The sequence below is a fragment of the Streptosporangium sp. NPDC049644 genome (genome assembly GCF_040675205.1).
GTDB classification, from domain to species: domain Bacteria; phylum Actinomycetota; class Actinomycetes; order Streptosporangiales; family Streptosporangiaceae; genus Streptosporangium; species Streptosporangium fukuiense.
Genome location: NZ_JBFAOJ010000036.1, coordinates 1 through 12,705 on the forward strand (window position 1 = coordinate 1; position 12,705 = coordinate 12,705).

A 12,705-nucleotide genomic window follows, 5' to 3' on the forward strand; every position below is an offset into this window, starting at 1 on the left:
GGCCCCGCCACCGGCCGGTGGCGGGGCCCGCACTGTGAGAAGCCGTGGGAGGGAGGGGTCAGGCGGAGAGTTCCTGTTCCTCGGTCAGGGCGATCAGGATGTGCTCCATGCACGCATGTCCCGCGTGTTCGGCGGCGGCGGCGTCACCGGCCGCGATGGCGCGGGCGATGGCGTCGTGCGGGATGTAGGTGGTGTTCAGGGTGCTGCTCAGCGAGGTGCCCGCGGCGGTGATGCTGGCGCGCAGCGCCGCTGAGAAGTCCTCGTAAAGCTCGATCAGCACCAGGTTGTGGGTGGCACGGACCACCGCGATGTGGAAGGCGAGGTCGGACTCGACGAACGCGTTGGGTTCGCCCAGTTGCCAGGCGTTGTCCCGCTCGGTCAGCGCCGCCTCGATCGCGGCGATGTCGGCGTCGGTGCGTCTGGTCGCGGCGAGCCTGGCGGCCTCCACCTCCAGCGCACGCCGCACCTCCAGGATCTCAAGCTGCTCGGCGGAGCGTAGCCGGCGCAGCATGGCCCCGGAGAGCTCGCTCGTGGCGCGAACGTACGTCCCGTCACCCTGGCGACACTCCAGCAGGCCGGCGTGTGTGAGCGCCCGCACCGCCTCGCGCACGGTGTTGCGACCGACCCCGAGTTGCTCGGCGAGTACGGTCTCGGTAGGAATCTTCGCGTGCATCTGCCAGGAGTTAGAAGTGATCTGCTCCTTGAGTTGATCGATCACTTGGTCGACGAGGGATGCTCGCTGCGCCGTACGCAGACTCACCGTCCGCCTCCTCCGGAGAAACCAATCATCCTATGAATCAATGACTGGTAGACCCTAGTTATTCCAGAGGTGCGAAAACAAATCTGGAACTCCCTTAACGAAACCGGTCTTATCGAACCAAAGCCGAGTCGACGGTCACGCCCACCAGCGCGTCGCGCACCCCAGCGGTTTCGAGAGCCCTACGATACGCGCCGGCCTGGTCATCACGCGCACCGACCTGGCCGTACAGGTCTCCTAGGTCACGCCAGACTCGCGCGGTCCCCCGATCAGGGCCGGAGAGCTCGTACCGGACGCCGTTCAGCAGCAGCTTGGCGGTGTCCAGGGCGGTCGTGACGTCGCTCCGGCCGTGGGCCAGCGCGACCCGGGCGAGAACCAGCTGCGCGGTCGCCCCGATGGCGCCCGCCTGGCCGCCCGGCATGTCGAGGGCGGTTCTGGCCAGATCCGCCGCACCCTGAGCGTCGCCGGTCGCCAGCCGGACCTGGGCGAGCACGACGATGCTCCTGATGTACTCGTGGACGCGCTCGGGGAACGCCGCGAAGACCTTGCCGGCGCTGGTCGCGAGCTTGTGGGCCTCGTCGAGCGACTCGTCGCCCGTGGAGGCCGCGAGACGTGCCCAGTCCATCGCGATGAGGGCGAGCTGTGACGCCATCCGTGCCGGGCGACCGGTCGCGATCGCGTCGTCGGCGAGGCGGACGGCCAGGGCCGAGTCCTCTCTGTCAGAGGCCGCGACACTCGCTCGCCAGAGGGCGTGGATCTCCGCGGTGCGGTTGACCGCGGTGGGGACGCCATTGGTCGACAGGACGTGCCGGACGTAGGAGATGCCCGGTGAGCCGGGTCCGTGAGGGGTTTCGGCCTCCATCAGGGAGGCGGCCAGCTCGACGGCGATCTCGCCCTGCGACAGGGGAAGCCGGTTGACTTCGCTGAGCGCGTGGGCGGCCAGGTCGCGCGAGCGAGGGGTGTCTCCGGCACGCTGGTAGCAGCGGCTCAGCGCCACCGTCAGCGGCAGGTCGGCCAGGCGCTCGGGGTGGGCGGCCGCCTCACGGCGGAGTCGCTCGAACGCCTCCAACGCCGGACCGATCCTGCCCTGGGCCTCCAGCGCGCGTGCGCGGCCGAGTCGCGCGTGCGCGGCCAGCATCGCGTTCTCCTCGCCGGCGACCTTGACGATCTCACCGAAACGGTCCGCCGCGACGGACGGGTCGCCGTGGAGGAGCTCCAACTCCGCGTGGCGCAGGCCGAGCTCGGTGTCGATGCGCTGGCGCGGCTCGATCCCGTGCAGCAGGAACTCGGTGGTGCACCCCAGTCGCTCGGCCAGCAGACGGGCGACCACGGGCGTCGGCGTCCGCTTGCCGGACTCGATGAGGGAGACGTAGCTGTCGGAAAGGTCGGGCCCTGCCAACTGGGCCTGGGACATGCGCCTACTCAGTCGCAGTCCGCGGACGCGGTCACCGATGGTTCCCTGACTCGGCATCTGATCTCTCAGGGCGGGGGATGGTCAATGTTCCCGCCATGATTGCATGAAGCAGTCGAATCGGGTAACCCCGCGTGAAAAATCCTCACCGGGGAGTGTGGGCAGCCACTATGTCATTGCTGTCAATATGGACATAGGGAACTAATCATCCGAATCATTGCCCCCCGGGAAGAGCATCTGGCAGACCTCCAGGTAGAGGGTCTCCGGGTATGGAATGTAATTGACCCTCGACAGAGCCTGGTCCTGACCGGCCGACTCCAGAACGAACTCGCCGTAGCCCAGCATGCGGCCGAGGATCGAGCGCTGGAAGCTCATGTCGGTCACTTTGCCGAGCGGCATCATGTCGACCTTGCGGGTGATCAAGCCGGTGGTGAGCAGCATGCGCTTGGAGGTGACGACGAAGTAGTCGACCGACCACTCCGCGACCTTCCAGACGAAGCGGATCAACAACAGCAGCCAGGCCCACCAGACGATGACGAGCACGCCACCGCCGCCCTGGTCGCCGAACCACTTGCTGAGCAGTCCGGCGAGGATCAGGCCGCCGAAGACCTCGGCGACCGCGCGAAGCAGCACGGCCGGGTGGCGCCGCACCATGATGACCTGGTGTTCGTGGGGGAGCAGGTAGCGGTTGACCGACGAGGGAGCGGAGTCCCCGTGGGTCACGAGCCTCATGACAGGTGTGAGACGAATTGGGCCAGAGAATCGGCCGCCGTGTAAACCGTGTCCATGGCACCCCTTACGGCGTTGGCTGCGTCACCTGGTCGGGTGAACAGGAAAAACGCCACAAAACCGACAGCGCTATACGATAGGACTTTCTTGACCTGCACGTTGGCCTCCCACTACCACTCACCCACTGCACCCGCCATATACATTACCCAGGGCCATGCCGCGGTAAAGCGCATCGGCTCATTCGGTCTCGTACGCGTCGCGAGGATCTCGCGCGAGGGCCCCGCGGGCCCCTCCCGGACATCCGTGCCCCTCATGACCCGTCACCCGCGTTCGCTCGCGACCAGTGCGAGGACCTCGAGGTGCTTGCGGGCGATCCGCTCGACCAGCGTCGGATGGGCGTGGCCGACGACCTCCAGCGCTCCGTAGTGAGCCGCCTCTATGCAGCGGGTCACCGTGGCCGCCGGATGGACCTCGGAGAACTCGTCCCTGAGCGCGGCGCTGAAGTCCGCGTAAGGGTCGGGTTCGGTGTCCGGGATGATTCGCTCGCTCATGGTTCTCCCTGGTGTGCGCCCGCGGCCTCGGCGGACCGGGGACACAGAAGAGATGTCTTCGCGACTCTTCGTACCCGCTCGATCGCGTTATGTAACGATCGGCGGGTAGAAGAACCATCCTTCAAGGGAAAAGGATGGCTCTGAAATCCCGGAACCTTCGGGCCGGCGGCGATACCGGGGAGTACTCAGACGACGCCGTAGAGGCGGTCTCCGGCGTCGCCCAGCCCGGGAACGATGTAGCCGTGCTCGTTCAGGCGCTCGTCCAGGGCCGCGGTCACCAGGCGGATCGGCTTGCCGCTGCCGTTGAAGACCTGGTCCATGTAGGCGATGCCCTCGGGGGCGGCCAGCAGGCAGAGCGCGGTCACGTCGTCGGCGCCCCGGTCGAAGAGGAACTGGATCGCGGCGGCGAGGGTGCCGCCGGTGGCCAGCATCGGGTCCACCACGTAGACCTGACGGCCGGAGAGGTCGTCGGGCAGCCGGGTGGCGTAGGTCTCCGCCTGGAGGGTGGACTCGTTGCGGATCATTCCCAGGAAACCGACCTCGGCCGTGGGCAGTAGCCGGGTCATGCCCTCCAGCATCCCCAGTCCCGCGCGCAGGATCGGGACCACCAGCGGGCAGGGCTGTGCCAGCCGCACGCCCTTGGCGGGAGCCACGGGCGTCTGCACCGACCACTCGGTGACGCGGACGTGCCTGGTCGCCTCGTAGGCCAGCAGGGTCACCAACTCGTCGGCGAGACGCCGGAAAGTGGGGGAGTCCGTGCCGACGTCCCGCAGCACGGTCAGCTTGTGGGCCACCAGGGGATGGTCGACGACCAGGGTTTCCATGGTGGCCAAAGATATCCTGGGCACTCGGCGGGCGATGAGCCGGGGGAGGGCGGGCGGCACCTGCTCGACATCACCCGCTCACTCGGATTTGATCACAATTTGGTCGGAGGGGCCCACGTCCGTGTCCCGCTTCTGAAAGCATTGACCTCCGTAGAGAAAGCATTCGGTGGGGATGGCCATGTCAGACGAAGACTCGCTGGACTTTGCCATCGTGATCTACCGTGAGGACGACGGCTGGGAGGCGGAGATGCTCCCCGTGGCCCTCACGTCCGACCTCGACGGCCTCATCCACGCCCTGCGCCAGCAGCCGAGCATGAACGGCACGATTGGCCTGGTCGCCGTTGGGGATGAGTTCTTCGTGGCGCTACGGGTGTTCGGCGAGAGGGTCGAGGTCTTCCTGTCCGACATCGCCGCGTCCTGGGACTTCCCGCTCGCCCGGCAGGCGCTGGAATACCTGGACGTGCCGGTTCCCGACGAGGACGAACTCGACGCGATTCTTCAGGACGAGGAGACGGCGCTCCCCGCGGGGGACCTGTCGATCTTCGCGGACCTGGGGCTTGACGAGATGGAACTCGGCATCCTCTCCGGCGACATCGACCTCCTGCCGGAGGACGTCCTGTCCAGCATCGCCGCGCGGCTGGGGTTCTCCGAGCCGTTCGAACGCGCCATCGACTCTGTGTTCGGCTGACCTCGGGAGATCGGCCATGCCCTCCAGACCACCCCGCAACAGTGTTTTCTCCGCGGCCTTCGTCCGTACACCGGACGGTTGGAAAGGCGCGGAGGTCGACCTCAGTGAGGCCGAGATCGTCGACGATCTCGGCGACGCCGTTCAGGAGCATCTGGGGCTCAACGGCGACGAGCTTGCTCTTCTGTGTGTGGAGGTGGAGGACGAGTGGTTCGCGATCGTCCGATATCAGGGCGACCTGGAGCCACGCACCTTCCTGTCCGACGCCCACGCGGGGCTCTCCGACGGCCTCGGTGAGCTCTTCACCGAGCTGGCCGGGGTGGCGGTCGACAAGGACACCCCCGACCTGGGCGTGCGGCCGGCGGGCGACTTCGAGTTGCTGGAGGACCTCGGGCTGAGTTCCGACGAGCTCGTCGAGCTCAGCATGGAGGAGGGCGCGCTCCCCGGGGACACGCTCTCGGTGATCGCCGAGCGGATGGCCTTCGCCGACGAGCTCGACCGGTTGCGTTGACGGACTACGTCGGGGAGATGAGGCTCGCCCTGGCGCAGGCCGCCGAAGCCGGAGCCCGCGGCGAGGTGCCCGTCGGTGCGGTGGTCATCGGCCCGGACGGCTCCGTGCTGGGGCGCGCGGGAAACGACAGGGAGGCCTCGGCCGACCCCACCGCACACGCCGAGGTGCTCGCCCTGAGGCGGGCCGCGAAGGTGTGCGGGCGGTGGCGGCTGACCGGCTGCACGTTGGTGGTCACCCTGGAGCCCTGCACCATGTGCGCGGGCGCCGCCGTGCTCGCCCGGGTCGACCGCGTCGTCTACGGCGCCGTCGATCCCAAGGGCGGAGCGGCGGGGTCGCTCTGGGACGTGCTCAGGGACCGCCGCCTCAACCACCGGCCCGAGGTCCTGCGGGGGGTCCTGGCCGATGACTGCGCGGCGGTTCTCACCGAGTTCTTCACCGCTCGCCGGATGCGCGAGCAATAGCGGTTATCCGGTAGGCTGCTCCGCGGTGGAGTCGCCTAGTGGCCGAGGGCGCACGCCTCGAAAGCGTGTGATGGGGCAACCTATCCGTGGGTTCAAATCCCACCTCCACCGCCACACAGGAAGGGCTCCCGCGGTCGCGGGAGCCCTTCCTCGCGTTCTGCCTTCTTTCCCCCGCCGTTCCATCCCTTTCGCGAACCCGGCAACATCCCGCCCGGGGCCTCAGTTCTCCGTGGGCAGTTCCAGGACCCGGGCGTGCAGCACCGAGCGCTGGTGCAGGGCCGAGCGCAGGGCCCGGTGCAGGCCGTCCTCCAGATAGAGGTCGCCGCGCCACTGGACCACGTGCGGGAACAGGTCGCCGTAGAACGTGGAGTCCTTGGCGAGCAGGGAATGCAGGTCCAGCACCGCTTTCGTGGTGATCAGCGTGTCGAGCCGGACCTGTCGCGGCGGTATCTGCGCCCACTCGCGATGCGAGAGACCGTGCTCGGGGTAGGGCCGTCCATCGCCGACCAGCTTGAAGATCACAGTACGTAGTTTAGGAGAGAATCAGGCCTCTCGCCTGTCCGATCTTCATCGCCGCAGTTCGGAGGCCGTCTTTCGGATGCGTCCTGGGCAGGTGCCGCCGGAGTTCTCAGATGTCGCCGGAGAAGGTGTCGCACCTGCCGGGATCGCCGCTCTGGTAGCCGGTGGTGAACCACTTGACGCGCTGCGCGGACGTGCCGTGGGTGAAGCCCTCGGGGGTGACCCGGCCCTGGGTCCGCTCCTGGATGCTGTCGTCGCCCACGGCGGACGCGGCGCTCAGCGCCTCCTCGATGTCCGTCCTGCTGAACGGCTTCTCGAACAGGCCGGTCTCGTAGGCGTTCTTGGCCCAGGCGCCCGAGTAGCAGTCGGCCTGCAGTTCCAGTCTTACCGAGCCGCTCTTGGGGCCCTGCCGGTCCCCCTGGGCCTTGGCGTCGGTACCGATCAGGTGCTGGACGTGGTGACCGTACTCGTGCCCGATGACGTACGCCTGGGCGAAGGGGCCGCCCTTGGCGCCGAACCTGCTCTCCAGTTCCTTGAAGAAGCTGAGGTCCAGGTAGACCTGGCGGTCGGCCGGGCAGTAGAACGGGCCGACGGAGGCGTCGGCGGCACCGCAGGCGGTGTTGACCTGGCCGGAGAACATGACGGTCTTGGCGGGCTCGTATCCTTGGACAGCCTTCGGCCAGTACTCCTGGATGCTGTTGACCACGCCGACCACCCGGCACTCCTCGTTCTGGTCGGCGTCCCGCCCGGTCTTGCACTGCGCCGAGAGGTCGGAGCCCGGGCCGACCGGGGCCGGAGCGGAGCCGCCGGTGATGTCTCCGGGGTTGATCCCGAACACCAGCGCGAGGATGAGCGCGATGATTCCGGCCGCCCCACCGCCGACCGCGAGACCTCCACCGGGAATCCTCCCCCGGCCGCGGCTTTCGACCTGAGAGCTGTCCAGCTGGACATCGTCCTTGAAATCCATCGCCCGACATCCCTTCGATCCGCTTGGGGCGCTTCCCCTGCCCCGAACAGAGCTTGACATGCCCGCACGCGGACAAAGGCATGAAAGGTGGCGCGGGCCGTCGCACCCGGGCTGACCGTCGCGATCGGCTCCCCCGCCTTCGTGGACGAGGACGCGACGGCGCACTCGGCCCACGGCGTCACCCTTGGCGAAGACGTCCTCTTCGTCGTACGGCTCGACGGCTGTCTCGGCCTCGTCACGGACTCTCCGTGACGAGGCCGAGACAGCCGCCTACCTGGAGCGCCTCGGCGCGAGGTGAGCGCAGGGCGCCGTCATCGGTTCCTGCGGGGTACGCGCGCACCGACAGCGGCACGAACACCACCGGCAGGACGACCGCCAGTCCGGGGGCGAGACGATCGGACGGGCACGGTGGGACCGAAGCCTGTAGCCGTTCGGAGCCGGTGGGCGTCCCACAGCGGCCTGAGACGACGAAGGGCCGGACGGCATATGCCGTCCGGCCCTTCGAGGTGGCGGAGGATAGGAGATTCGAACTCCTGAGGGGTTGCCCCCAACACGCTTTCCAAGCGTGCGCCCTAGGCCAACTAGGCGAATCCTCCGTGGAGAAGCTTACCCAACTTTCGAGGTGCACGGACCATGGATTTCCGACCCCGAGCACTCGGATCTGAGGCTAGACTGAGGGTCGACCCCTCGCGCGGCGTCATCCTGTGAACCTCCCCAGGGCCGGAAGGCAGCAAGGATAAGCGGGCTCTGGCGGGTGTGCGAGGGGTCTTTCGTTTCAGGACCCCTCGCAGGTGGGATCGTCGCATGAGTCTTGCGCTGTACCGCAAGTACCGGCCCGGAACCTTCGCCGAGGTCAAGGGTCAGGAACACGTCACCGATCCGCTCCGCCAGGCGCTGCGCAGCGGGCGCATCAACCACGCCTACCTGTTCAGCGGCCCCAGGGGATGTGGCAAGACGTCCAGCGCGCGCATCCTCGCGCGCTCCCTGAACTGCGAGAAGGGCCCGACCCCCGAACCGTGCGGGGAGTGCGAGTCCTGCGTGGCGCTGGCGCCCACCGGTCCCGGCCACCTCGACGTCATCGAGATCGACGCCGCCTCGCACGGCGGCGTGGACGACGCCCGCGACCTGCGCGAGCGGGCCTTCTTCGCGCCGGTGTCGTCGCGCTTCAAGATCTACATCATCGACGAGGCGCACATGGTGACCCGCGAGGGTTTCAACGCGCTGCTCAAGCTCGTCGAGGAGCCTCCCCCTCACCTGAAGTTCGTCTTCGCGACCACCGAGCCAGAGAAGGTCATCGGGACGATCAAGTCCAGGACCCATCACTACCCGTTCCGGCTGATCCCGCCGGCCGCGCTGCGCACGCTCATGGAGGAGATCCTCACCTCCGAGAACGTGCCGTTCGAGCCCGCCGCGCTCCCGCTGGTGGTCCGGGCGGGCGCGGGTTCGGCCCGGGACTCGCTCTCCATCCTCGACCAGCTGTTCGCCGGGTCGGACGAGGCGGGCATCACGTACGCGCGTGCCGTCTCCCTGCTCGGCTACACCGACGGTGACCTGCTCGACGACGTGGTCGCGGCCTTCGCCGGCCGCGACGGTGCGCTGGTGTTCCAGGTGGTGAACCGGGTGATCGAGGGCGGCCACGACCCCCGGCGGTTCGCGATGGACCTGCTGGAGCGCTTCCGTGACCTGGTGATCCTGGCCAACGTGCCGGAGGCGGCCACCAGCGGGCTGCTCGACCGGCCAGGCGACGAGCTGGAGCGGCTCCAGATTCAGGCGGCCTCGATGGGGCCGGCCGAGCTGACCCGCGCCGCGGAGATCCTCAACGCGGGCCTGATCGAGATGCGCGGCGCGGCCTCGCCTCGGCTGCTCCTTGAGCTGATGTGCGCCAGGATCCTGCTTCCCGGTGCGGCGCAGGGCGAGGCGGCGCTGCTGACACGGCTGGAGCGGCTGGAGCGGGGCGGGATCGCCGTGCCCGCCGCCCCGCAGGCCGCCGTTTCGCAGGCCGTGGCCCCGCAGGCCGCGGCTCCGGCACCCGTGGTCCACGCGGCGCCCCCGCCGCAGGCGGAGCGGCCCGCGCCGCCCGTCGTCAAGGCACCCGCCGAGCAGCCCGCTGCCCAGGGCGACGACTGGCCGGTGGCGGTCAGGCCCGGCGCACCGGCTACGGGGCAGCAGGCCCAGGCGCCCGTTCAGCAGGCTCCCGGCGCACCCGCGCCGGTCGACATGGCTGCCGCACCCGGTTCCGGGGGCGGGGCCGTGCAGCAGGCGTGGCCCCAGGTGCTCGCCGCGCTCAAGCGGCGCAGCATCGTCGTGTGGGCCAACGTCAACACCAACGCCCAGGTCGTCGGGGTCGAGGGCAAGATCGTAACTTTGGGGTTCGCGCAGGTCGGCGCGATGAAGAACTTCACCGGGGGCGGCAAGGACGCGGTCGTCGCGGCGGTGCTGCAGGAGGTTCTGGGCGGGACCTGGAAGGTCGAGGCCGTCGTCGGCAACGGGCCCGCTCCGTCGGGCGGGGGCCGTGCGCCGGCACCGAGACAGCCCACCCCCCAGCCGTCGCAGCCGCAGGCCCAGGCCCAGGCGCCGGTCCGGCAGGCACAGGCCCCAGCCGCCCCGCCCGCGCCGCAGGCGGAGCGGGAAGCCCCGGCGCGTCAGAGCCCGCCCGCGACGGACGAGTCCTGGCCGGACGCCCCCATGCCGGAGGACCCGGGCTCGCCTCCCCCGTCGATCTCCGGTCCCGGTCCCGGTCTGGCCGCCGCCCGCTCGGCCGCCAAGGCCGCGGCCCAGGCCGGTCCACGGGCCGCGGCCAAGACCGGTGCCAAGCCGGCCTGGCCCGACGCGGTGCCCGGCCGGGGTAACCGCGGCGCCGCCCCCGACGCCGACGAGGTCGACCCGCTGAACGACGCGGACGCCGACGTCGACGCGCTCAGCGGGATGGCCCTCATCCAGCGCGAGCTGGGTGGCCAGATCATCGGCGAGATCGACCACACCTGACCGGTTTCACGCCGGGCTCCCAGCCGCGTCCCGGAGGCCTCAGACCGGTCGACGGCGCGCGTCCGCCCGGAAGCGGTCGCCGGGAAACCCGCCGCACCCGTGGCAGCACGGGAGCTTCGCCTTCGGGATGACGAGGATCTCAGGGCGGGTCGCCGCCGCTGAGGCGGATCCGGGCCGCCACCGCGCGGTGGTCGTGGCCGGGCAGCGTGGCGGCGAGGCGTTCGAGGACCTGGACGTCGTTCCTGCCGTGCTCGGTCTCGGTGTAGGCCCAGAGGTCGTCGGGGTCGCCCCGCCGCAGGAGACGGGCCCGTACCTGGCCCTCCAGCTCCTCCCGCTCGCGGCGCAGGGCGGGCGCCTCGGAGCGGGGCAGCAGGGGGCCGCGGTAGGCGCGGGCGACCGGCGCGGTCTCGCCGGCCGCGAGCAGCCGCTTGAGCTCCAGGAAGTCGGCCTCGACCTGGCAGGTAAGGCGGTACGGCTTGGCGGCGATGGTGCGGCCGAGGTGGGCGCGGAGCCGGTGGATCTCGGCACGGACGGTCACCGGATTTCCCTCGTCGCCGTACAGATGGAAGGAGAGTTGGGCGGCCGTCATTCCCCGGGGGTTGAGGACGAGCATCGCGAGGATCTCGGCGTGGCGCAGGGAGAGCGGCAGGCGGACCCCCTCCAGGTACGCCGAGGGGTGCTCGGTGCCGAGGAGGGACAAGGTCAGCACGGGGCCGCGCGCCGGACCCGCGAGGCGGAGCAGGAAGCCCTCGTCACCGAGCGGTTCAAGGAAGGCGCTCCGCCCGTCGGGCAGGACCACCCGGTGGCCCACCTCGGGCAGGCGGATGCGGTGACCCCACTGCCGCGCGTCGTCATCGGCGATGATCCGCCCGGTCGCGGTGACCAGGGCGCCGGGCTCGCCGCGCAGCGCGCTCACCTGCCTCTCGTGGCGGCGTCTGAGCCGCTCGTCGCGTTCGAGCATGCGCAGCGTGAGGTGGCTCTCGGCCAGCCGCGCGGCGGCCTCGACGAGGGCGACGCTCGCCGGGTGCATGGCGCGCGTCGTGCCACTGACGTCGACGCAGCCCAGCAGGCCGCCGCCGTCGGGATCGATGACCGGCGCGGCGGAACAGGACCAGATGTGGAGTGCTCTGACCAGGTGTTCGGAGGAGAAGACGTGGAGGGGCCGCCGGGTCGCGAGCGCGGTGCCCAGGCCGTTGGTCCCGATCGCCTGCTCGCTCCAGTCGAAGCCGGCGGCCAGTCCCACCTCGTCGGCGCGTTCCATCGTCCGGTGGTTGCCGTCCCGCCAGAGCACCCTGCCCTTGGCGTCGGCGATGAGCAGGATCTGGTCGTCCTCGTCGGCGGCTCCCAGAAGGGTGCCGGTGATGATCGGCAGCAGCCCGTTCATCGGGTGGGCCGAACGGACCTCCCTGATGTCCTGGCCCTCGAAGGCCGGCGGAGCCGACCTGGCCCCGAGGTCGACCCCGGCGTCCAGCGACCGCCGCCACGACGAGGAGATCACGCTTCTGGGTCCCTCGGCCACCGGTTGCCCACCGTCGCTCAGGACCTCGTGCAGGCGCCGCAACCGTGACGCGTAGGAGTCGAGATCGGCTGCCTGGGCAGCTCTCATCTGGCCGTCGGACACATATCCCCCCGGAACAGAGCCGATGGCGGAAGCATCGGGGCTCGGAACCCCGCACGCAACCCGTTCCCTCAAAGAGGGCACGCGGAGTGTGAGCGGACGACCGCAACGTGTGCGCAACCTTCGGGCGGTTACCTTTCGCTCACACGTCGCCGTGTGCGGCCGCTCCGGGACGTGTCATGTCGGGTCTCGGACGTCTGGAGGGGGTACGGGGCCCGATGGAGGTTTAATCCCCGTCAGCAGGGAACCCGTGCCCGCTTCAGTACAACACCCGGCTCAGAACCCGTAGGCTCGTGACGACCGATGTCGCGAATGAGGAGCACAACGACGGTGAACCCAGGGGATGTCAACCTGCAGCAGCTGCTGGAGCAGGCTCAGCTCATGCAGCAGCAGCTTGTGAGCGCCCAGCAGGAACTGAACGACGCGGAGGTCCAGGGCTCCGCGGGCGGCGGCCTGGTCGTGGCCACGGTCAACGGCGGGGGCGAGCTGCTCGAACTCGAGATCAGCGCCGAGGCCATCGACCCCGGTGATCCCCAGGAGACGGCGGACACCGTCGCCGACCTGGTCATCGCGGCCATCCGCGACGCCGTGCGCGCCGCGGCCGACCTGCAGCAGGAGAAGCTCGGTCCCCTCGCACAGGGGCTGGGGGGCGGGGGCGGGCTCGGCCAGCTTCCCGGGTTCTAGGTC

At 69.7% G+C, this 12,705-nt stretch carries 14 protein-coding genes, 2 tRNA genes and 1 other RNA gene; 8 read left to right on the forward strand and 9 right to left on the reverse strand.

Going from position 1 to position 12,705, the window contains the following annotated elements; all coding sequences use genetic code 11:
* Positions 1 to 58 precede the first annotated feature (58 nt).
* The 5 genes from AB0J58_RS21020 to upp form a co-directional block, all read right to left on the reverse strand.
* Positions 59 to 760, reverse strand: a complete 702-nt coding sequence (locus AB0J58_RS21020) for an FCD domain-containing protein (RefSeq protein ID WP_030919768.1) — start codon at positions 758 to 760, stop codon at positions 59 to 61.
* Positions 761 to 869: 109 nt separating this feature from the next.
* The gene (locus tag AB0J58_RS21025; protein ID WP_364217945.1) at positions 870 to 2,228 is read right to left on the reverse strand and encodes a helix-turn-helix transcriptional regulator; all 1,359 of its coding nucleotides are present in this window, start codon (positions 2,226 to 2,228) and stop codon (positions 870 to 872) included.
* 141 nt (positions 2,229 to 2,369) lie between these two features.
* Complete coding sequence (locus AB0J58_RS21030; protein ID WP_030919774.1) at positions 2,370 to 2,900, reverse strand: PH domain-containing protein; 531 nt, start codon at positions 2,898 to 2,900, stop codon at positions 2,370 to 2,372.
* 317 nt (positions 2,901 to 3,217) lie between these two features.
* Positions 3,218 to 3,448 (reverse strand): hypothetical protein, encoded by a 231-nt coding sequence (locus AB0J58_RS21035; protein WP_343970245.1) that lies wholly within the window; start codon positions 3,446 to 3,448, stop codon positions 3,218 to 3,220.
* A 185-nt stretch (positions 3,449 to 3,633) separates the two neighbouring features.
* Positions 3,634 to 4,272, reverse strand: a complete 639-nt coding sequence (upp, locus tag AB0J58_RS21040) for a uracil phosphoribosyltransferase (protein ID WP_343970242.1) — start codon at positions 4,270 to 4,272, stop codon at positions 3,634 to 3,636.
* 178 nt (positions 4,273 to 4,450) lie between these two features.
* Between upp and AB0J58_RS21045 the strand changes: the two genes are divergently transcribed.
* The 4 genes from AB0J58_RS21045 to AB0J58_RS21060 all read left to right on the forward strand — a co-directional run bounded on the left by AB0J58_RS21045 (position 4,451) and on the right by AB0J58_RS21060 (position 6,043).
* Entirely contained in the window at positions 4,451 to 4,960 is a 510-nt protein-coding gene (locus tag AB0J58_RS21045) for a tRNA adenosine deaminase-associated protein (protein WP_245651776.1), read from the forward strand.
* A 16-nt stretch (positions 4,961 to 4,976) separates the two neighbouring features.
* Complete coding sequence (locus AB0J58_RS21050; RefSeq protein ID WP_343970237.1) at positions 4,977 to 5,468, forward strand: tRNA adenosine deaminase-associated protein; 492 nt, start codon at positions 4,977 to 4,979, stop codon at positions 5,466 to 5,468.
* A 17-nt stretch (positions 5,469 to 5,485) separates the two neighbouring features.
* The gene (tadA, locus tag AB0J58_RS21055; RefSeq protein WP_364218049.1) at positions 5,486 to 5,929 is read left to right on the forward strand and encodes a tRNA adenosine(34) deaminase TadA; all 444 of its coding nucleotides are present in this window, start codon (positions 5,486 to 5,488) and stop codon (positions 5,927 to 5,929) included.
* Positions 5,930 to 5,953: 24 nt separating this feature from the next.
* Positions 5,954 to 6,043 (forward strand) — tRNA-Ser (locus AB0J58_RS21060).
* Between the two features lie 105 nt (positions 6,044 to 6,148).
* Here AB0J58_RS21060 and AB0J58_RS21065 read toward each other — a convergent pair.
* Together AB0J58_RS21065 and AB0J58_RS21070 are read right to left on the reverse strand one after the other, a co-directional pair.
* Entirely contained in the window at positions 6,149 to 6,451 is a 303-nt protein-coding gene (locus AB0J58_RS21065) for a type II toxin-antitoxin system VapB family antitoxin (protein ID WP_030919787.1), read from the reverse strand.
* Between the two features lie 106 nt (positions 6,452 to 6,557).
* The gene (locus tag AB0J58_RS21070) at positions 6,558 to 7,415 is read right to left on the reverse strand and encodes a neutral zinc metallopeptidase (RefSeq protein WP_364217947.1); all 858 of its coding nucleotides are present in this window, start codon (positions 7,413 to 7,415) and stop codon (positions 6,558 to 6,560) included.
* Positions 7,416 to 7,502: 87 nt separating this feature from the next.
* Here AB0J58_RS21070 and AB0J58_RS21075 point away from each other — a divergent pair, with 87 nt between their 5' ends.
* Positions 7,503 to 7,667, forward strand: coding sequence for a hypothetical protein (locus AB0J58_RS21075; protein WP_364217949.1), 165 nt, complete (start codon positions 7,503 to 7,505; stop codon positions 7,665 to 7,667).
* Positions 7,668 to 7,922: 255 nt separating this feature from the next.
* On the opposite strand, the gene AB0J58_RS21080 is transcribed toward AB0J58_RS21075, so the two are convergent.
* Positions 7,923 to 8,011: transfer RNA gene (locus AB0J58_RS21080), tRNA-Ser, on the reverse strand.
* Between the two features lie 82 nt (positions 8,012 to 8,093).
* Here AB0J58_RS21080 and ffs point away from each other — a divergent pair.
* Positions 8,094 to 8,189, forward strand: an RNA gene (ffs, locus tag AB0J58_RS21085) — signal recognition particle sRNA small type.
* Between the two features lie 30 nt (positions 8,190 to 8,219).
* Complete coding sequence (locus AB0J58_RS21090; RefSeq protein WP_364217951.1) at positions 8,220 to 10,400, forward strand: DNA polymerase III subunit gamma and tau; 2,181 nt, start codon at positions 8,220 to 8,222, stop codon at positions 10,398 to 10,400.
* Between the two features lie 139 nt (positions 10,401 to 10,539).
* On the opposite strand, the gene AB0J58_RS21095 is transcribed toward AB0J58_RS21090, so the two are convergent.
* On the reverse strand, positions 10,540 to 12,006 hold the full coding sequence (locus AB0J58_RS21095) for a GAF domain-containing protein (protein WP_364217953.1): 1,467 nt from the start codon (positions 12,004 to 12,006) through the stop codon (positions 10,540 to 10,542).
* A gap of 342 nt (positions 12,007 to 12,348) precedes the next feature.
* On the opposite strand from AB0J58_RS21095, the gene AB0J58_RS21100 reads away from it, so the two are divergent.
* Positions 12,349 to 12,702 carry a YbaB/EbfC family nucleoid-associated protein gene (locus AB0J58_RS21100; RefSeq protein WP_343971709.1) on the forward strand — a complete coding sequence of 118 codons (354 nt, stop codon included), beginning with the start codon at positions 12,349 to 12,351 and terminating at the stop codon, positions 12,700 to 12,702.
* Positions 12,703 to 12,705: the final 3 nt, after the last annotated feature.